Here is an 18,057-nt window from a genome sequence, read left to right as displayed (position 1 = left end):
GCTCAGCCCTCCAGCCGGTAGACGCGGAAGAAGCCGGCGTCGACGTCGACCACCTCGACCGAGCCGAACCCGGCGGTGGTGGCCAGTTCGCGGACGGCGTCGGCGCGCAGGACGGTGCCCAACCCCGCGGAGGGCCGCTCGGCGAGCGCGGCGGGCAGGCAGTGGCTGATGCTCCAGCCGTACATGAGCCGCTCGGTGAGGTCGCCGGGTGCGGTGAAGCGTGGTGCGACGTTCTCGTCGACGACGATCATCGTGCCGTCGGTGGCGAGTGCTTTGCGGCAGCTCGCGAGTGCCTCGACCGGGCGCGCGATGTCGTGCAGCGCCTCCAGCATCACGACGGCGTCGAACGGTCCGTCTGCGGACAGCGACGCGGCGTCGGCCTGCACGAACCGCGCCGGGACAGCGGCGGCTTCCGCGTGCTCGGCGGCCTCGGCGACGGATGCGGCGTCGGTGTCGTAGCCGATCACCTCGGCGTCCGGGTAGGCGCGGGCCATGGCGATCGTCGACCAACCGTGGCCGCAGCCGACGTCGGCGATGCGGACGCCCGGCTGCGTCAGCCGGGTGTGGACGTCCGCCGCGGCGGGGAGCCAACTCCCCGTCAGGTCGATGTGGAAAGCGGGCCGGTTGATGCCGCCCTGGCCGCGGCGGAAGTCGGCTCCGTAGTGGGCGTATGCCACGCCGGAGCCGTCGCGGTAGGCGGCGAGGACCTGGTCGAGGACCCGTGCGATGCCGACGACCATGTCGGCGAACGGGGCGACGTGCGCGGGGTCCTCCGGGTCGACCAGGACGCCTGCGTGATCGGCGGGCAGCCGGTAGCGCCGGGTGTCGGCGGGGCGTGCGGGGTCGTCGACGGCGACCAGCCCCGCGACGGCCTGCTGCTCGAGCCATTCCCGGGCGTAGCGGGGGTGGATGCCGGCGGTCTCGGCGAGCTCGGCGGCGGTGAGCCTGCCGCGCTGCGTCAGGGCCCGGTAGAGCCCGAGCCGGGTGCCGAGGTAGACCCCGAACAGTTCCAGGGTGCCGGTGGTCGCCTCGATGAGGCGCTCGTCGAGCGTGGGGGTGGACATGGCGCTCCTTGGTCGGCGGTGATGCCTGCACCCGGTACTGCGGAAGGTCGGGACGCGCGCCGGGAGGCCGGACCTCCCGGCATGTCGAGCCGACTCACAGATCCCACTGGATCGGGCTCTCGGGCTGGTAGGAGCACCACGTCCCGGTCTGCACCGTCGCGCGGAGGTGCCGGCCAAGCGACGGGTGGGCATCGCCGATGCGGCTGATCGCCGCGCGGATCCGCCAGCCGACCGCCGAGCGGGCCCGTTCCTGGTTGCCGCCGCCGCGTCGGGCCCGCCCGCCCAGCCCGGTCGCGGCGGTGAGGTGCTCGACGAGCAGATCCATCTCCAGCCCGGCCCGCTCGGCGGCGCCGCGGTCGTGCGCGTCCTCGGCCTCGACGAGCTCGGCCTGCAGCGCCACGATCCGCGACTCGTAGCTGCGCCGGGCCTGCGCGTCGAGTGCCGGACCGGTGTCGGGCGCCTCGACCGCCATGCCCATCAGCTCTGCGGCGTGGATCTCGCGACCGGGTTTCGCGAGCAGCGCGGCCAGGTCGTGAATTCCTTTCGCGTCCGGCAACCGGACGGCGTCTCCGTCGAAGGCGAGGTACCACACCGGCCCTTCCCTGCGGAACGCCGCGGCGCCGGCCGAGGCTGCAGGTGAGGCGTCTGTTGCCGGTCGATCGGCGTGTTCGGCGATCGCGGCGAGCACCTGGCGGGCGAGCGCGATCGCGTCGCGCACGGTCGGTGCGGGTCCATCGCAGGCGACGACGGCGAAATGCCGACCGAGGGTCGCTTGCGCGAGCAGATCACTGAGGTCCGCGGCCGAGGATGCGCTCGCGGCGGCGGACAGCCTGGTGGCAGCGGTGCCGTGGCCCGCGGCACGGGCGGCCACGGCGATCCACCGCAGCGTCGTGCGCACGTGCGCGTCACCGACGGGCACCAGCTCGTCCAGCGCCGTGCGGAGCGCCGCGGCCGCGGGTCCTGGCCTTCCGGTCAGGAGGTCGAGCGCACCGAGGGCGCGGTGACCGAGACCGCATCCGAGCGGGTAGCCCGCCGCGCTCGAGCGCTCCAGCACCTCGGCGAACACGGGCCGCGCGGCATCCGGATCATGCAGCGCGAGTACGTGGCCGTGGACCAGCGCGCACCAGGCCGCCAGCACCGGACCGTCGGAGGCTGCCGCTTCGGCGTGCGCGTCCCGAGCGGCGGGGAGGGCGTCCGCGTCCCGGCCGGCGTCCGCGAGCGCGATCGCCCGGAAGGTGTCCAGCTCGATCCGCCACGGCCGCACCTCCTGGCCGCGCGCGTGCGAGAGTGCGTCCTCCGCCAGGCGAACGGCCGTGCCGTCCGACGGTCCGGCCAGGCTCACCAGCAGCAGTGCACGTCGCGCGACGAGGGCTGCGAGCGGTGACCCCGCGGCGTTCAGCGCCAGGCGGGCGAGATCGGGGCCGCGCACGCGGTCGCCGGCCACGACGTGCGCGGTCGCGGCCACTGCCGCCACCTCGGACCAGCCGGGCTCGGCCGGGTCCGGCCACCGCGCGAGCAGCCGCAGGCCCCATTCCGCGACCGGCCGCGCGCGCCCGTTGTGCACGTCGGCTCCCAGCAGCAGGCCGTAGAGGGCGAACGCGCGGCCGGGCCGCTCGTCGTGCTCGATCACGCGGCCGAGGGCGTCGTACACGTCGTGGCGCAGGGCGTCGGCTGTCGCCGCCAGCTCCGTCGACCAGGACCGCCACGACCGCTCCGTGATCTCGCGGCAGTGCCTGACGGTCCAGTCGATGCACCGGTTCGTGACGGCGTCGAACTCCCCGCTCGCGATCACCTTCGCGCGTGCGTAGGCGCGGATGGTCTCCAGGAGCCCGTACCAGGTACGCCCTCCGCGCCGGTGCACCTGCACCAGTGAGCGCGCGACCAGCTGGTCGAGGTGGCCGATCACCGCCAGCAGATCCTCGCCGGGCTCGCCGGCGACCGCGAGCGCGGCCTCGGCGGTGAACCGGCCCTCGGACACGCCGAGCCGATCGAAGAAGCGCCGGGTGCCCGGATCGAGCCGCTCGTAGGACCAGTCGACCATCGTCTCCAGGCTGCGGTGCCGGGGCGGCCCGCGGCGGTTCCCGACGAGCAGGTCGAGCCTGCGGTCGAGGTGTCCGAGGATCTCGGCCGGGGTCAACGTCGGGGTGCGGGCCGCGGCCAGCTCGATGGCCAGCGGCAGGCCGTCGAGGCGACGGCACAGCTCGACCAGCGTGGGTGCGGCGTCCGCGTCGAGTTCCACCGCTGATCCGGCGGCAGCGGCTCGGGCCAGGAACAGCTGGACCGCCGGTGACGCCGCAGCGCCCGACGGGCCCTCCCCGTCGCCGACCGCGAGCGGATCCAGCCGCATCACGTGCTCGCCCGGTACCGCCAGCGGTTCCCGGCTCGTGGCCAGCACCGAGACGTCCCCGGCTGTGGACAGCAGTTCGACAGCGTCGGCCACCGCGTCGAGCAGGTGCTCGCAGTTGTCGAGCACGAGCAGTGCCGAGCGGTCGGCGAGGCCGGCCAGCGCGGCATCCCACGACGGGAACCCGAGCGACTCCGCCACCGCCGCGGGCACCTGCTCGGGCCGGCTGTACCGCGCGAGCAGGCAGACCACCGGATGCGCGGCCCGCTCGGCCATGGCCAGCGCGAGCCGGGTCTTGCCCACGCCGCCGACACCGGTGATCGTCACCAGCCGATGCGCGCTGATCAGGTCGCAGAGATCGGACAGTTCCCGTTCACGGCCCAGCAGTGATGGACTCGCATCCATCGGTCGGCCTCTCGTTGTGCGGTGGCACCCGGGGTGGGCGAGCACGCTACCGCTCACCTGCGACGTCACGTAAGGACCGACCGGCCGAGAGGCCGGCCCCGCCTACCTGGAGGCCACCAGCCCCCGCAACCGCCGGCTGTACGCACGACACGGCTTCGAGGTCGTCGGCGAGATCGCCCTGCCGGAGGGTCCGTCGCTGTGGCCGATGTGGCGCGACCCACGACCATGAGCGGGACCCGTGGCCTACCGGCCGGTGAGCCAGGGGTAGCGGCCCGCGTCGTCAGCGGCGTGCGAGCACGGCGTCCAGTACCCGCCGCAGCTCGCCTGCGGGGTCGTCGGCCATCGCGGCGCAGCGCCACGCGACGTGCGCGTCGGGCCGGACGAGCACACATCCGTCCTCTCCGACCTCGCGCGCCCGTGCCCAGTCCTCGTAGAGATCGATGTACTCGCGGCCGGGGCCGATCACGTGCGCCACCAGCTCGACGCCCATGTCGAGGGCGACCTTCGCGGCCGCATCGGCCCACGCCTCCCCGGTGATGCCGGTGAGCAGGCAGAACCGTCCCTTCCCGGCCAGGTCGTGCGTGGAGACGCGGTGCCCGCCGCGCCCGAGCCAGACGTGCGGCAGCCGCGCGCCGGGCCATGTCGTCGGGTGGTGGTACAGCTCCGGGTCGCGGGTGTACTCCGGTTCCGGGGTGCCGTCGGGCACCACCGCCGCCGATGCGTACCGCTGGCCCAGCTCGACGCCGTGCGCGTTGAACTCGTAGTTCTTCAGCTCCAGCGCCGCGCGCAGGGCGGCCCGCTGGCGGGCCGCGTCCGGGGTGTTCGCCGTGCGCGCCGCGATGTGCCGGCGCATCCGCTCGGGGTCGGACTCGCCCGTGAGCCCGAGCGCGTCGAAGATCGGGCCGAACTCCTCGATGCTCTTGTTCGCCCGCAGCACGATCTGGCGCCCGACCGGGACGCGTTCCGCGTCGTAGGTGTCCAGCAGCGCCTCGCCCGCCGTGCCCGCAGGACGTGGGCGAGCTTCCACGCCAGGTTGTAGGCGTCCTGGATCGAGGTGTTGGAGCCCAGCCCGTTCGACGGCGGGTGGCGGTGCACGGCGTCGCCCATGCAGAAGACGCGCCCGGCGCGGTACCGGGTGGCGTACATCTTGTTGTTGCCCCACAGCGACGTCGAACGGATCGTCACGGGCACCGTGTCGTCACCCACCAGCTCGTGCACGCGACCAGGTGCGAGAGGTCGGCGTGGAACACGATGTTCATCGACCCGGCGACGTCCATCTCGCCCTCGAACGGGAGCCCGACGTCGGCGGCCACCGCGCTGCGCCCGCCGTCGGCGCCGATCACGTACTTCGCGCGGATGTCGTACTCGTGGTCGGTCACCCGGTCCCGCACGGTGACGGTGACGCCGTCGTCGTCCTGCACGATGCGGACGTACTCGGTGTCGAAGCGGATGCGGCTGCCCCGGGAGGCGGCGTGCCCGATCACGATCGGTTCGAGGAAGGTCTGCGGGATGTCGCAGTTGGGCGACGGGCTGGCGAGCGTGTAGTCGGCCTCGCGCGCCGGGTGCGTGCCCCAGGTGCGGACGCGCCCGATCTCGTCGCCCGCGAGGCTGGTGCAGAACACCGTCTCGCCCATGAGCTCGTGCGGGGTGCCCTGCGCGAGCACGTCCTCCTCGATGCCCAGGTCGCGGAAGACCTCCATCGTGCGCTGGTTGGTGATGTGCGCGCGGGGGGTGTTGGCGGTCCAGCGGTACTTCGTCACGACCATGTGCTCGACGCCGAGCGTGGCCAGCGCGAGCGCGGCCCCGCCACCGGCCGGGCCGCTGCCGATCACCAGCACGTCGGTCATCAGGTCCGCGGTCATCGCAGCGCCTCCAGCACGATGTCGAACTCCACGCTGGTCCAGGGGGTGTCCAGCACGCGCCCGTCGGGGGCGGTGCCGGGTTCGCGCTCCGCGAAGTCGACCACCAGGCTCTCCTTCACCCCGAACACCGCGTCGCTGTCGAGGTGCGGGTCGCCCGCGACGAAGATGTGGGTGATCAGCGTCCGGTGGCCCGCTGCGTCGACCTTGAAGTGCAGGTGGGCCGGGCGCATCGGCGCGCGGCCGGTCGCGGCGAGCAGTTCGCCGACCGGACCGTCGTCGGGTATCCCGTAGGACGAGGGCCGCACCGACCAGAAGCGGTACCCGCCGTCGTCGCCGGAGTGCAGCCGCCCGCGGCCCGCCGAGCGGTCCCCCTCGTACTGGACGTCGTAGAAGCCGTCCTCGTCGGCCTCCCAGACCTCGATCCGGGCACCGGCGATCGGCGACCCGTCGGTGGAGCGCACCGTGCCCGACACCCAGCAGGGCGTGCCCGCGGCCCCGCGCGCGATGTCGCCGCCCAGCGGCACCTCGGGCGCACTCTCGACGAAGAACGGCCCGAACACCGTGGACTCGGTGGCCCCCGGCGCCGCGGGTGCGTTGATGCCGACGGTGAGCATCGAGAGCCCGAGCACGTCGGAGAGCAGGATGAACTCCTGCCGCTTGTCGTCGGTGAGGTGCCCGACGCGCGTGAGGAAGGCGATCCCCGCCTCCCACTCCTCCTGGGAGAGCCGCACGTCCCTGGCGAACGCGTGCAGGTGCCTGGTGAGGCTCTGCACGATCTCGCGCAGTCGCTCGTCCGACGTGGCGGCGAAGCTCGCGACCACCTCGTCGGTGACGGCCTGCTCCCGCTCCTGCTGGGTCATGTGTCCTCCCCGCCCCACGCGGCGCGCACCAGCCGCCGCAGCGCCCCGCCGCCGACCGGCACCGGGTTGTCGTCGGGCACGGCGGGCTCGGTGAGCGCCGCGGCCTCCTCGATCCGGTCCTCCGCCAGACCCAGCTCCCGCAGCCCGCGCGGCACCCCCGTCGCGTCGGCGAGCGCCCGCAGGCCGCGCACGGCGTCGGTGACGCCCAGCGCCCGCGCCACCCGCGCCACCGCGTCGGGCGCGCCCGGCGCGTTGAACGCCAGCACGTGCGGGAGGACGACGGCGTGCGTACGGGCGTGCGGCAGGTCGTAGGTACCGCCGAGTACGTGGCAGAGCTTGTGGTGCAACCCCGCGCCGGCAACCGCGAAGGCCGACGCGGTGAGCCACGCGCCGCGCAGCAGGTCGGCGGGGTCGTCACCGCGCAGGCCCGCGCCGATCGCCGCGATCCCCTCCTCGGCCACCGCGGTGCTCACCGGGTTGCGCCGCGGCGCCCAGAACGCCTCGACACCGTGGGCGAGCGCGTTGAAGCCGCTCGCCACCGCGAGCTCCCGGGGCAGCGACGCGGTGAGCTCCGGGTCGTAGACGACCACGCGCGGCAGCACGGCCGGGTCGGTGCCGGTGGTCTTGCGGCCGGCATCGGTGAGGCCCCATACCGCGGTGACCTCGGAACCGGAGTAGGTCGTGGGCACCGCGACCACCGGGATGCGGTGGGTGAGGGCCACGGCCTTGGCCGCGCCGGTGGTCGAGCCGCCCCCGACGGCGAGCACCGCGTCGGCGTCGACGCTGGTCGCGAGGGCCCGCGCCGCCTCCGCCGTCGCGACCGGGACGTGTTCACGCACTGCCGTGAAGGTGGCCGCCACGCGCTCGCGGAGCGGGGCGACCAGCGCGCGGACGCGCTCGGCGTCCCGGTCCGACGCCACGAGGAGCAGCCGGGTGGCGCCCAGGCGCTCGACCTCCGCGGCGAGCCGGCTCCGCGCGGCCCCACGCCCGAAGACGATCCGCGCCGGGAGGGCGTCGTAGGTGAACTCCTGCACGTGCTCCTCCGCCCGTCGCACCGTTGCGCTGCTCGCAGTGGCGCCCCTCACAGTGGAGGGGCCGGTGCCATCCGTCCAATACCGGTTCCGAAGGTGAGCCATACGATGACCATGGATCTGCGCCAGCTGCGGTACTTCCTCGCCGTCGCGGAGGAGCGCTCGGTCACCCGTGCGGCCGGGCGGCTGCACCTCACCCAGCCGCCGCTGTCCGCCCAGCTCACGCGCCTGGAGCACGAGCTCGGCGTCGATCTGTTCGTCCGGCACCGCCGCGGCGTGGACCTCACCGAGGCGGGCCGCCGGCTCGCCGAGCACGCCCGGAGGCTGCTCGCCGACGTCGAGGCCGCCGCGGAGTCCGTGCGGCGCACCGGGCAGGGGCACAGCGGCCGGTTGACGCTGGCCTTCGTCCCGGCCACCGCGTGGTCGGTGCTGCCGCCGCTGCTGCGTCGCTTCCACGCCGCCGGCCCCGGTGTGGAGCTACGCCTCCTCGAGGCCGGCACCGAGGCCGTGGCCGAGCACGTCCGGCAGCGGCGCGCCGACCTCGGCCTGGTGCACCTGCCGCCCGGGGGAGCCGCGAGCGGCGTCGGCCCCGACCTGGATGTCGCGTCGGTCGAGCGGATCTGCGGGCCGGACGCCGTCACGCGACCGCTGGCCCGCCCCGTCCCGATCGTGGAGACCGGGCTCCTGCGCCGCCGTGCCGACCCGCCCACCCCGCCGGTCCAGCGGTTCCTGCGCCTGGCGCTCGACACCCCTGAGCCCGACGTCCTCGGTCCCGCGTTCGCCCGCCCCGCCGCGTCGGCGAGGTAGCCGACCGGAGCGAGCAGGATCGGGCAAGAACGCGCGAGTTCCGGGCTCACTGTCGCTGTCACGGCGCTTGTTGCATGAATCGTCGTCAGCGATACGCCCCCACCGGCCCGGATCGGCTGTGGGGAGAAATGGGAGACAGTGACCAACGGCGCCTGCAGCAGCGGGATCTCGCTCCGCGTCAACGATCTGACGCACCGCGTGAACGTGGACAACCGCACCACGCTCCTCGACGCGGGCCGAGAACGTCTCGGCGTGGCCGTCGACCGCACACACCCGGTCGGGATCGCACCTACCAGGACGGGGCCGCCCGGGTCAGGGCGGCGGCTGCGGCGAGCATCGCCGGCGCCACCTCCTCCATGCGGGCCGAGGTGAAGCGCTGGGACGGGCCGGCGAGGACCAGGGCAGCCACCTGTTCGGCTCCGTCCGCGTGGACCGGAGCGGCGATCGCGCTCACCCCGGGAACGCGAAGACCCTCGGCTGCCGAGTAGCCGAGACGCCGGGCCTCGAGCACGCGGGCATGGAGCCGCTGCAGATCGGCGGCATGTCGTTCGGCCTCTCCCAGCACGGCGCGCAGGTCGGCCACCGGCAGCACGGACATGATCACGTCGCCGCAGACTCCCTCGTACAGCGGAACCCGCTCGCCGACGTTCACGACCCGCCGAACGTCGTGCCTGCTCTCGACAGCGGCGATGCAGATGCGCTCACCTCCCACGCGCAAGGCGAGGCTGGCGGTCTCGCCGCTCAGGTCGCGCAGCCGCACGAGGTGGGGCTGGGCCGAGGACCGGAGCGTGGCGTGTCTCAGCACCGTGCAGGAGAGAGCGACGGTCCGGTCGCCGATGGAGTACTTGCGGGTATCGGGGTTGCGGCGCAGCAGGCCCCTGCTGACGAGCGCAGAGACGTGCCTCGACGCGGTGCTCTTGTCCATCCCGACCGCGGTGGCGAGATCCATGAGCCCGACCGGTTCACCATTGCACGCGACCGCCTCGAGCAGGTCGATCACCTTGTCCGCGCTCTGCATCCTCTCAGTCTACGAGAGAACGTTGCAGCGAGCGAGAGCGCAGTCGTAGCGTCACCGGCACCTCGCCCGGCGGAGCCCCACACCACGAGCAATCGGCGACACCACTCCGATACGGCAACGAAGCCTCGTCCGTTCTGGGAACGGAGCAAGGAGAAGCGCCTGTGCGCACCAGTCAGAAGCCCGCGAAATCGTCAGTTCGCTGGGTGATCGTCCTGCTCGCTGCCTTGGCGGCCGGCATCGCAGCGACGGACCGTGCGATCCTGGGTATCGCGATGCCCACGATCAGTGACGATCTGCAGCTCGACGCGGCCGCCGTCGGAATCCTGTTGAGCGTCTTCGCGGTCAGTACCGCTGTGCTCCAGATCCCGGCGGGAATGCTCGTCGACAAGATCGGTCCACGAGCGAGTTTGGCCGGCAGCGCGGCGTTGTGGTCGATCGCCACGATGTTCACCGGCGTCGCCCGTGGCTTCGAGCAGATGTTCGCGAGTCGGGTCCTGCTGGGCATCGGAATGGCGCCGCAACAACAGGCGTGCGCGAAGAGTGTCGGCGAGTGGGTGCCCCGACGGGAGCGCGGCCTCGCCTCGGGGATCTACGACACGGGCGGCGCCGTGGGTGCGGCCATCGCGTTTCCGGTGGCGGCGGGCCTGATCGCCGCGCTCGGCTGGCGCTACGCCTTCGTCATCGTCGGTGGTGTGGGTCTGATCTGGGCGGCAGTCTGGTGCCTCTACTACCGCAGCCCGCAGCGGCACCGCGCCGTGTCGGCGGCGGAGCTCGAATACATCATGTCGGATCGCCCCCAGGCCGAAGCGGACGAGCCGGACGCGAAGTCGAGCGTGCGCGGCCTGCTCCGGCACCGGACGGTCTGGGGTCTCGTCATCGGATTCCTCTGCCGAGGCTTCACGAACTACTTCTTCGTGACCTGGTACCCGACCTTCCTGGTCGACGAGTACGGCTTCGGCCTGCTGGAGCTCGCCACGGTCGCCGCGATCCCGCTGGTGCTGGGTCTGATCGCCACCCTGATCGGCGGTTGGTTCACCGACGAGTTGGTGCGACGCGGGTACAGCCTCACGTTCTCGAGGAAGCTGACGATTCTCATCGGTGTCGTCTCGACCGCGTTCATCGCTCCTGCGGCCTTCACGTCCAACGTCGTTGTCGCCTTGATCCTGCTCAGTGTCGCTCAGGCCGGGAGCTCGTTCTCCTCGGGTGCGTTGTGGTCCCTCCCGGTCGATCTCGCCCCGCATCCCGGGAGCATCGGGACCCTGGGTGGGATTCAGAACTGCGCGCTGTGGATCGGGGCGTTCGTCAGCCCGCTGGCGGTGGGTTTCATCCTCTCGGCAACCGGGACGTTCGTGGCCCCACTGCTGGTGGCGGGCGGCACTGCCGTATTCGCCCTGTTGGCGTTCCTCTTCGTCGTGGGGGAGATCGCGCCGTTGCCGGTCGCGCCGTTGCCGGCCGCTGCCGACGCGCACCGCGACGTGTGACGACCGCGATCGATGATCGCAATTCGAAAGGTGGAAGATCGATGGGGAGCAGTTCTGTTGCGGAGGATCGCCCGGCGGGTGTCGGGCCGGTGGTGCCCACTGTTCTGCCGCCGTGGCACGACCAGGACGGCGGCGGAACGAGGATCACCGGAGTTCGCTGCATCCTGACGGCTCCGGAAGGCGTGACGCTCGTCATCGTGCGCATCGACACCGATGTTCCCGGTCTCTACGGTCTGGGCTGTGCGACCTTCACCCAGCGCGCTCACACGGTCGCATCGGCGGTCACGGAGTACCTCGCACCTGCCCTCATCGGGAGGGATCCGGCAGACGTCACCGACATCTGGCAGTCGCTGCACGCCGATCCCTACTGGCGCAGTGGGCCGGTTCTGAACAACGCCCTCAGCGGTGTGGACATGGCGCTGTGGGACATCAAGGGCAAGCAGCTCGGGGTGCCCGTCTGGCAGCTGCTCGGGGGGCGGTGCAGGACGGAGGTGCCCGCCTACACCCGAGCCGGCGGGCGCGACGCGGCACACCTCGCGGACGAGGTGCAGCGGGTCGTCGATTCGGGCTTCCTGCACGTTCGATGCGATGTGGGGCCGCGCGCAGCGGGTGAGGCCGGTGGGTCCTCACCCGTCGCGGCGCAGGCCTGGGATCCGGCCGACTACGTGCGCACGATTCCCGAGGTGCTCCGGCACGTGCGCGACGTCGTCGGCACCGAGGTGGAGCTGATCCACGACGTCCACCAGCGGGTTCCGCCGCACCTCGCCGGTCGGCTGGCTCAGGAACTCGAGGCGTGCCGCCTCTTCTACCTCGAGGACGTGGTGGCGACCGAAGACGTGGACTGGCTCGCCGCCGTCCGGGAGGCGACGTCCACTCCGCTTGCGATCGGCGAGCTGTTCACCAACCCCCGTGAGTACGTCCCCCTGATCCGCGACAGGTTGCTCGACTTCATCCGCTGCCACGTGTCGGCCATCGGGGGGATCACCCCCGCGTGGCGGCTGGCCGGCATGTGCGAGCTGTTCGGGGTGCAGACCGCGTGGCACGGTCCGAAGGACGTCTCGCCGGTGGGGCAGGCGGCGAACCTCGCGCTCGACGTCGCGTCGCCGAGCTTCGGGATCCAGGAGTACCACCCGTTCTCCGAGGCCGCGCGTGAGATCTTCCCGGGGACGGCGACCGCGCGTGGCGGCGCGTTGACCATCTCGGATGCTCCCGGTCTCGGCGTCGATCTCGACGAACGCGTGGCGGCGCGCTATCCCGCCGCGCCCGTCACGCCGAACTGGCACTGGGCCCGCCTGCGCAGGATCGACGGCGCGGTGCAGTTGCGATGACACGCGCCGGTCGGTCGTCGATGCCGATCAGGTCTGGCGTGGGGGGTGCAGGCCGTTCAGCAACTGGGCGACCAGGGTGGTCGCGAAGCGTTCGGTGAGGGGTTCGTCCCGGACGAGCAGCCGGTGGTAGCAGGCGCCCCAGAGCTGGTCGACGACCGCCTCGGGGTCGGTGTCGGCGCGCAGCTGTCCGCGGTCGCGGGCCCGGCAGACCGCGACGACGGCGAGGTCGCGGCGGGGGCGGGAGTAGTGGGTGCGGTAGGCCTCGGCGAGGTCGGGGTCGGTCTGGGCCTGGCCGATCAGCTCGGCGATCACCCGTCCGGCCGGTGAGTCGGTGGTGAGGGCGACGAACGCGTGGAGCTGCGCGGTCAGGTCCGCGGCGATGTCGCCCGTGTCGGGGAAGGCCAGCGCGGGTTGCACGGAGCGGGAGTAGGCATCGAGGGCGAGCGCGCCGCGGGAGGGCCACCACTTGTACAAGGTGGTCTTGCTGGCCCCGGACTCGGCGGCGACGCGTTCGAAGGTGATCGCGGCGAGGCCGTCGGCGAACAGCAGCCGCGCGGTCGCCTCCAGCACCTCGGCGCGCACCTGGTCGGCGGGGCGCCGCCCGCGTCCGCGCCGTCCGGTGGTCCCCGCCGTACCGGCGCTCTGGTCGTCGCTCGTTTCCACTGTTGCGTGCGCTCCTGTCGTGCGGTGCCGTCGGCCACATCCACCCTCACATATGAACGGTACGTCCACAAAGCGTGGTTATATGGACGTCACGTTCACATCATGCGGAGGATGACATGACCAGCACTGCGGAGCGGGTTGCCCTGGTGACCGGGGGATCGGGCGGCATCGGCCGGGCCGTGGTCGAGCGGTTGGCGCTCGACGGGATGGCGGTCGGCGTGCACTACGCCGGGAACCGGGGCCGCGCGGAGGAGACGGTGGCCGCGGTGGAGCGGGCCGGGGGCCGGGCGGTCGCCGTGAGTGGTGACGTCGGCGATCCGGAGGCGATGGCGGCGGCGTTCGACGCGGTGGAGGATGCCTTCGGGGGTCTCGACGTGGTGGTCCACACCGCCGGCGTGATGCTCCTCGCCCCGATCGCCGAGCTCGACCTGGATGACCTGGACCGGATGCACCGCACCAACATCCGGGGCACCGTGGTGGTCGCGCAGCAGGCGGCCAGGCGGGTCCGTGCGGGAGGCGCCATCATCACCTTCTCGACATCGGTCACCCGGCTGTCGTTCCCGACCTACGGCGGCTACGTGGCGAGCAAGGCCGCGGTGGAGGGGCTGACCCCGATCCTGGCGCGGGAACTGCGCGGCCGCGACATCACCGTCAACACCGTGGCGCCCGGTCCCACGGCCACGCCGCTGTTCCTGGACGGAAGGACCAGGCCACGATCGACCGGCTGGCCGCCCAGCCGCCGCTGGAGCGCCTCGGGCAGCCGGCGGACGTCGCCGAGGCCGTGGCCTTCCTCGCCGGCCCTGCTCGCTGGATCAACGGACAGGTCATGTTCGCCAACGGCGGGATCGCCTGACCTGCGGGCGGTTCGTGATCACGCTCCGCGTCGTTCGTGGTGCTGTGGCCTCGCCGTGAGCAAAGCGCACCCGAGCGCGGCCAGCGATGCGGTGGACGTCAGCATGCGCGCGACGTTCCAGGGCACCCACGTCGCCTCGTGCGCCGATCGGACGGCGCTCAGGTCCGGTATCGCCTCAGCGGCTCCGGCCGCGTCGAGAGCGTCGTTGAGCGGTGTGTGGACCACGATCGTGATCCAGAACGTGGCTGCGGCGAAGAGGAACCCGACCACCGCCCAGAGCAGCACCGATCTCGTTCTGCGGTTGCTCACGACGGCGACCAGGGCGAGCGCCGGGGCGCCCAGGAAGGTGGCGAAGAACCACGGGTTCATGAACGACACGTTGAACTGCTGCATCGCCTCCACGTACGTGCGATCGGTACCCAGGGCCAGCCCGGGCATGACCCCGTAGACGAAGATGTAGTACGTGCCGGCTTGCAGGCCCGTGGCCACCATGGCCAGCAGCAAGGCGGCTGATCTGATCGTCATCTCGCGCTCCTGGGACGTTGTCGAGGTCGGTCACGCGCGCTGGTGACCTGGCACCAGCGAGCCGGCGATGTCGTCGAGCCGGGTCGGCGTCGTGTTCGACGCCGTGCGGCCCTCGCGTGGGGCGATCGTGCCGTCGCTCAGGGCTCCACCCAGCTCGATGTGCAGGGCGGCGGCCTCCTCGGTGAACCCGGCCCCGACCAGGATCTCGATCATCTCCGGGTCGGGGAGGCGGACGTAGGCGAGGTCGGGGCGGCCCATCGCGGCGCCGAGGATCCCGGTCGCCTCGGCGTGGGTGAGGTCTCGTGGGCCGAGCAGTTCGCGCACGGTGAACTCGGACCAGTCACGGGTGATCAGTGCCCTGGCGGCCACGTCGGCGATGTCGCGGGTGGCGATCATCGGGAGCGGGACGTCGGGGGCCACCGCGTCGGCGTACACGCCGTACCGGGCGGCGACCTCCGCGACCGAGGCGAAGTTCTCGAAGAAGAACCCGGGGCGCAGGACGAGCACGTGGGCATCGCGCAACCGGCGCAACCGCCGTTCCTGGGCGTGCAGGCTGGTGATGAAGCCCGTCCCGGCCGGGACGTCGGCGCCCACGCTGCTGATCGCGACGACGTGGCGCACGCCGGAGCCGCCGACCGCGGCCACGATCGAATCACCCAGCCGGTCCTGCTCGGCGCGGTAGCCGGGCACGGTCGGGTCGTAGGGCAGCAAGGTGTGCACCGCCGCCGCCCCGTGGAAGGCCTCGGTCAGGAACGCGGCGTCGCCGGCGTCGCCGGCCATCGTCTCGGCGCCTGCCGCGGCCGCCTCGGCCAGGCGCTCGGGGTCGCGGCCCAGCGCCCGTACCTGCTCGCCGGCGGCGAGCAGCTGACGTGTGACCTGCCGGCCGATCGTGCCGGTGGCTCCCATCACGGTGATCACGTTGTGCTCCGTTCATCGGCTGGCGATTTGCTCGATGTCCACCGTGCCGGGCCCGAACGGGATGCACCATGCCCGTCGGTCGCGCTCTCTTGCTCGTTCGTCCAGCATTGTTGGATCAACGGCGCGGAGCGAGGAGTCTGGTGCGCATGCAGAACGACGAGCTGTGGAACTCACACGACCCGCTGGGTGAAGCGCTGCACTTCCTGCGGGTCAGTGGCAGCTTCTACTGCCGGTCCGAGCTGAGCGCGCCGTGGGGACTCGCACTCCCCCCGATGCCGGACTGCTTGTGGTTCCACATCGTCACCGCGGGTCGCTGCCGCCTCGAGGTCGACGGCGCCGAGGTGCGGGTGCTCCAGCCGGGCGACCTCGCGCTGGTGCCGCACGGGGAGGGGCACGCCCTGCGCAGCGAGCCGGGGACGTCGGCGCCGGACGTGACCACGCTCCCGCAGGACTTCCGCAACCACTACTCACTGCTGCGCCACGGCGGTGGCGGGGCGGGCACGACGCTCGTCTGCGGGGCGGTCCGCCTCGATCACCCGGCTGCGCACCACATCGTTCCGCTGCTGCCGCAGGTGATCCACGTGGAGCCCGCGGGGTCCCAGCACGCCGAGTGGATGCAGAGCACGCTTCGGCTGGTGGCCGTGGAGGCCGCGCAGTTGCGCCCCGGCGGCGAGGCCATCCTCACCCGGCTGTCGGACGTCCTCGTGATCCAGGCTCTCCGCTCGTGGATCGAGCACGACCCCGCGGCCCAGCGGGGGTGGCTCGGGGCGCTGCGTGACCGGCAGATCGGCCGGGCGATCGCGCTGATCCACCGGGACCCGGCACGGCCGTGGACCGTCGCGACGCTGGCGAGCGAGCTGGCCATGTCGCGTTCGGCGTTCGCCGCCCGGTTCACCGAGCTCGTCGACGAGCCCGCGATGCGCTACGTCACCCGGTGGCGGATGCAGACCGCGCGCACGCGCCTCGCCGAGGAGGGTGTCACGGTCAGCGAGCTCGCGAACCACCTCGGCTACCAGTCCGAGGCGGCGTTCAGCCGTGCGTTCAAACGGGTCGTCGGGGTCTCGCCCGGGGCCGTTCGGCACCCGGCCCGTGCGGCGGGTGACCGCGTTGTCCTGTAATGCGGCGGTTCCAGGCCGGGATCGGTGTACCGAGCGTGGTCGCGGTGGTCCGGAACGGGTGGCGGTGGCCGCGCCGTCCGGCGGGAATCGCGAAATGATGTTTCGCTGCGTGTACCCGCCCGCATTGCCTCCACCTGTGGGTGGTCGTCGGCAGTTCCTCATTCGTGTCGGGGTCGCGCTGCTAACTTTCGCGCCATGACCGCATCCGGGCGCCTCGGCAAGGCCCTCCTCGGAACCGCCGCCACCGCAGTTCTCTTCTCGGGAATCGCGGCGGCAGCGCCTGTCGCCGCGTCGGCCGCGCCCGCGCGCGCCAGTGCCGTGTCCGATCTCGTCGCCGCGACGAACGCCGCACGGGAGGAGGCAGGCTGCCCCGCTGTGGAGTCGGACCCGCAGCTCGACGAGGTGGCGCAGGAGCATGCCACGGGGCTGGCGCAGCGCGGGGACCTCGATCACGTCGACCGGGAGGGGCGGGAGTCCCGCGATCGCATCCGGTCCGCCGGGTACGAGGAGTCCTTCGGTGAGAACCTCGCACAGGGCTATCCCACCGCTGCTGGGGTCATGCAGGTGTGGATGGATTCCCCGGGACACCGCAGGAGCATCGAGGACTGCGGGTACACGGCCATCGGTGTCGGCTACGAACCGAACGGTCATTACTGGGTGCAGGACTTCGGTTCCTGATCAGCGCGGAGAGAGGGTTACTCCTTGTGAGGCGGCTCGCCGTCGTGATCGCCAGGAGTGGTGTGAGGGCGTCACACCTGTCGCCCTCGCACCATTTCTGCTGATCATGGCCGTCGTGTTCCACTGAACGTGCCCGTTTCATGATCATATAGACGTGAGGGGGATTCGGGGAAGATCCAACCCCTCTCAGGTCTACGTCGTTGTGGAATCTCCTGTGGGCGCGCCGTTCCCGGCTCGCTGCCACTGCCCCACGCCACTGCCCCGGCCTTCCGCGCAGTCGGCCGGGTTCCCCTGCTCCTGCCCGTCGGTGAGGTGGCCGGGTTGGCAGAACTGCCGAATATCGTGGCTGGCCGGGCGGCCGCCCCCGATGCGGGCCCAGGCCTGTCCGGACGAGCCCGTCGCTGCCGCGTGCGTGCGCACCTTGCGGTGGTCCCGTTCCACCCCTTCCCGATGATCATCGGGTCGGTTCGAGGCGTGTTCACCCCTCATGATCGGCGGGATTGGGACATGGGCTGCCGGGGTGCGGTTCATGTCCCAGGTTCGCTGATCAAGGCCGTTGTGGGAAGGGCTCGGGAAGGACACCGCCGCCGGTCGAGTGGCACCCAGCGGCGACGGGCTCGTCGTCGACGGGCCTGGGCCTCGCGCCGGGGACGGCCGCCCCGACCACGATATTCGTGGGTTGTGCCCAACCTGGCCGTCCTCGGCGCCGGGGGGTCGGGCTCGGCGCCGGCCCCACTGCGAGTGAGGCCCAGCTACGGGGTGGGGCAGGAGGTGACGAGCCGGGAACGGCGCGCCCACCGCAGCTTGGGCTACGAGGCAGGGCCCCGGGGAGGGCGGTCGCAGGCCACAGGCCGCGGGGGACGCCGGGACGCCGGGACGCCGGGACGCCGGGACGCCGGGACGCCGGGACGAGGATGCTCACGCCCCCTGTGTCCGGTCATGCCCCCGGATTCGCGTCGCGCACCCCGCCGACGGGTGGCCTGGGGCGGAGAAGAGGTGCACGGGCGGGGTGGATGCGGACCGGGCACTGCGCCCTCCGCTGCACCGTTCACTATTGCAAATGTGGACCACCCGAACAGACCCATGCCATCGAACACCTGTT

15 protein-coding genes and 2 pseudogenes are annotated in these 18,057 nt (G+C 72.4%); 6 read left to right on the top strand and 11 right to left on the bottom strand.

Features of this window, described 5'->3' with window-relative positions; genetic code table 11:
- Positions 1-2: 2 nt before the first annotated feature.
- The 7 genes and pseudogenes from CFP66_RS39135 to CFP66_RS39110 form a co-directional block, all read right to left on the bottom strand.
- Positions 3-1,064, bottom strand: coding sequence for a class I SAM-dependent methyltransferase (locus CFP66_RS39135; protein ID WP_094930424.1), 1,062 nt, complete (start codon positions 1,062-1,064; stop codon positions 3-5).
- A 94-nt stretch (positions 1,065-1,158) separates the two neighbouring features.
- Positions 1,159-3,813, bottom strand: coding sequence for a hypothetical protein (locus CFP66_RS48280; protein WP_094930423.1), 2,655 nt, complete (start codon positions 3,811-3,813; stop codon positions 1,159-1,161).
- A gap of 280 nt (positions 3,814-4,093) precedes the next feature.
- The gene (locus tag CFP66_RS49550) at positions 4,094-4,840 is read right to left on the bottom strand and encodes a hypothetical protein (protein ID WP_233160085.1); all 747 of its coding nucleotides are present in this window, start codon (positions 4,838-4,840) and stop codon (positions 4,094-4,096) included.
- Between the two features lie 26 nt (positions 4,841-4,866).
- Positions 4,867-4,998: pseudogene (locus CFP66_RS50515) on the bottom strand (FAD-dependent monooxygenase); the annotation flags it as partial.
- Positions 4,995-5,675: an FAD-dependent monooxygenase gene (locus CFP66_RS49540; protein ID WP_233160072.1), complete on the bottom strand. Its 681-nt coding sequence runs from the start codon at positions 5,673-5,675 to the stop codon at positions 4,995-4,997. The gene CFP66_RS49540 and the pseudogene CFP66_RS50515, both read right to left, overlap by 4 nt.
- The gene (locus CFP66_RS39115) at positions 5,672-6,535 is read right to left on the bottom strand and encodes an intradiol ring-cleavage dioxygenase (protein ID WP_094930422.1); all 864 of its coding nucleotides are present in this window, start codon (positions 6,533-6,535) and stop codon (positions 5,672-5,674) included. Before CFP66_RS39115 ends, CFP66_RS49540 begins: the two co-directional genes overlap by 4 nt.
- Positions 6,532-7,590 carry a maleylacetate reductase gene (locus CFP66_RS39110; protein WP_233160071.1) on the bottom strand — a complete coding sequence of 353 codons (1,059 nt, stop codon included), beginning with the start codon at positions 7,588-7,590 and terminating at the stop codon, positions 6,532-6,534. Before CFP66_RS39110 ends, CFP66_RS39115 begins: the two co-directional genes overlap by 4 nt.
- Before the next feature lie 84 nt (positions 7,591-7,674).
- On the opposite strand from CFP66_RS39110, the gene CFP66_RS39105 reads away from it, so the two are divergent.
- Entirely contained in the window at positions 7,675-8,373 is a 699-nt protein-coding gene (locus tag CFP66_RS39105) for a LysR family transcriptional regulator (RefSeq protein ID WP_094930420.1), read from the top strand.
- A 289-nt stretch (positions 8,374-8,662) separates the two neighbouring features.
- Here the strand turns inward: CFP66_RS39105 and CFP66_RS39100 are convergent, their stop codons facing one another.
- Positions 8,663-9,391 (bottom strand): IclR family transcriptional regulator, encoded by a 729-nt coding sequence (locus CFP66_RS39100; RefSeq protein WP_094930419.1) that lies wholly within the window; start codon positions 9,389-9,391, stop codon positions 8,663-8,665.
- A gap of 161 nt (positions 9,392-9,552) precedes the next feature.
- Between CFP66_RS39100 and CFP66_RS39095 the strand changes: the two genes are divergently transcribed.
- Both CFP66_RS39095 and CFP66_RS39090 read left to right on the top strand, forming a co-directional pair.
- Positions 9,553-10,872 carry an MFS transporter gene (locus CFP66_RS39095; protein WP_369805263.1) on the top strand — a complete coding sequence of 440 codons (1,320 nt, stop codon included), beginning with the start codon at positions 9,553-9,555 and terminating at the stop codon, positions 10,870-10,872.
- A gap of 41 nt (positions 10,873-10,913) precedes the next feature.
- Complete coding sequence (locus tag CFP66_RS39090; protein WP_094930417.1) at positions 10,914-12,200, top strand: enolase C-terminal domain-like protein; 1,287 nt, start codon at positions 10,914-10,916, stop codon at positions 12,198-12,200.
- 27 nt (positions 12,201-12,227) lie between these two features.
- On the opposite strand, the gene CFP66_RS39085 is transcribed toward CFP66_RS39090, so the two are convergent.
- A complete protein-coding gene (locus CFP66_RS39085) occupies positions 12,228-12,863 on the bottom strand; it encodes a TetR/AcrR family transcriptional regulator (RefSeq protein WP_094930416.1) in 636 nt (211 codons plus the stop codon).
- A 116-nt stretch (positions 12,864-12,979) separates the two neighbouring features.
- Here CFP66_RS39085 and CFP66_RS39080 point away from each other — a divergent pair.
- Positions 12,980-13,716 (top strand): annotated as a pseudogene (locus CFP66_RS39080) (SDR family oxidoreductase).
- An 18-nt stretch (positions 13,717-13,734) separates the two neighbouring features.
- Here the strand turns inward: CFP66_RS39080 and CFP66_RS39075 are convergent.
- Entirely contained in the window at positions 13,735-14,085 is a 351-nt protein-coding gene (locus tag CFP66_RS39075; RefSeq protein WP_369805266.1) for an anthrone oxygenase family protein, read from the bottom strand.
- Positions 14,086-14,271: 186 nt separating this feature from the next.
- Positions 14,272-15,159: an NAD(P)H-binding protein gene (locus CFP66_RS39070; protein WP_094930415.1), complete on the bottom strand. Its 888-nt coding sequence runs from the start codon at positions 15,157-15,159 to the stop codon at positions 14,272-14,274.
- Positions 15,160-15,305: 146 nt separating this feature from the next.
- Here CFP66_RS39070 and CFP66_RS39065 point away from each other — a divergent pair, with 146 nt between their 5' ends.
- Complete coding sequence (locus tag CFP66_RS39065) at positions 15,306-16,277, top strand: AraC family transcriptional regulator (RefSeq protein WP_094930504.1); 972 nt, start codon at positions 15,306-15,308, stop codon at positions 16,275-16,277.
- A 195-nt stretch (positions 16,278-16,472) separates the two neighbouring features.
- Positions 16,473-16,955, top strand: coding sequence for a CAP domain-containing protein (locus CFP66_RS39060; protein ID WP_094930414.1), 483 nt, complete (start codon positions 16,473-16,475; stop codon positions 16,953-16,955).
- Positions 16,956-18,057: the final 1,102 nt, after the last annotated feature.

It is taken from the genome of Pseudonocardia sp. MH-G8 (genome assembly GCF_002262885.1).
Classification (GTDB): Bacteria; Actinomycetota; Actinomycetes; order Mycobacteriales; family Pseudonocardiaceae; genus Pseudonocardia.
The sequence above is the reverse complement of the archived record's forward strand: the minus strand, read 5'-3'. Positions and strand labels throughout refer to the sequence as shown.

What these genes read in the sequence shown, in the direction of transcription:
- CFP66_RS39105 (WP_094930420.1), top strand. Translation starts at nt 7,675, where the DNA reads ATGACCATGGATCTGCGCCAGCTGCGGTACTTCCTCGCCGTCGCGGAG.
- CFP66_RS39065 (WP_094930504.1), top strand. Translation starts at nt 15,306, where the DNA reads ATGCAGAACGACGAGCTGTGGAACTCACACGACCCGCTGGGTGAAGCG.
- CFP66_RS39115 (WP_094930422.1), bottom strand. Translation starts at nt 6,535, where the DNA reads ATGACCCAGCAGGAGCGGGAGCAGGCCGTCACCGACGAGGTGGTCGCG.
- CFP66_RS39100 (WP_094930419.1), bottom strand. Translation starts at nt 9,391, where the DNA reads ATGCAGAGCGCGGACAAGGTGATCGACCTGCTCGAGGCGGTCGCGTGC.
- CFP66_RS48280 (WP_094930423.1), bottom strand. Translation starts at nt 3,813, where the DNA reads ATGGATGCGAGTCCATCACTGCTGGGCCGTGAACGGGAACTGTCCGAT.
- CFP66_RS39075 (WP_369805266.1), bottom strand. Translation starts at nt 14,085, where the DNA reads ATGAACCCGTGGTTCTTCGCCACCTTCCTGGGCGCCCCGGCGCTCGCC.
- CFP66_RS39135 (WP_094930424.1), bottom strand. Translation starts at nt 1,064, where the DNA reads ATGTCCACCCCCACGCTCGACGAGCGCCTCATCGAGGCGACCACCGGC.
- CFP66_RS39060 (WP_094930414.1), top strand. Translation starts at nt 16,473, where the DNA reads ATGACCGCATCCGGGCGCCTCGGCAAGGCCCTCCTCGGAACCGCCGCC.
- CFP66_RS49540 (WP_233160072.1), bottom strand. Translation starts at nt 5,675, where the DNA reads ATGACCGCGGACCTGATGACCGACGTGCTGGTGATCGGCAGCGGCCCG.
- CFP66_RS39090 (WP_094930417.1), top strand. Translation starts at nt 10,914, where the DNA reads ATGGGGAGCAGTTCTGTTGCGGAGGATCGCCCGGCGGGTGTCGGGCCG.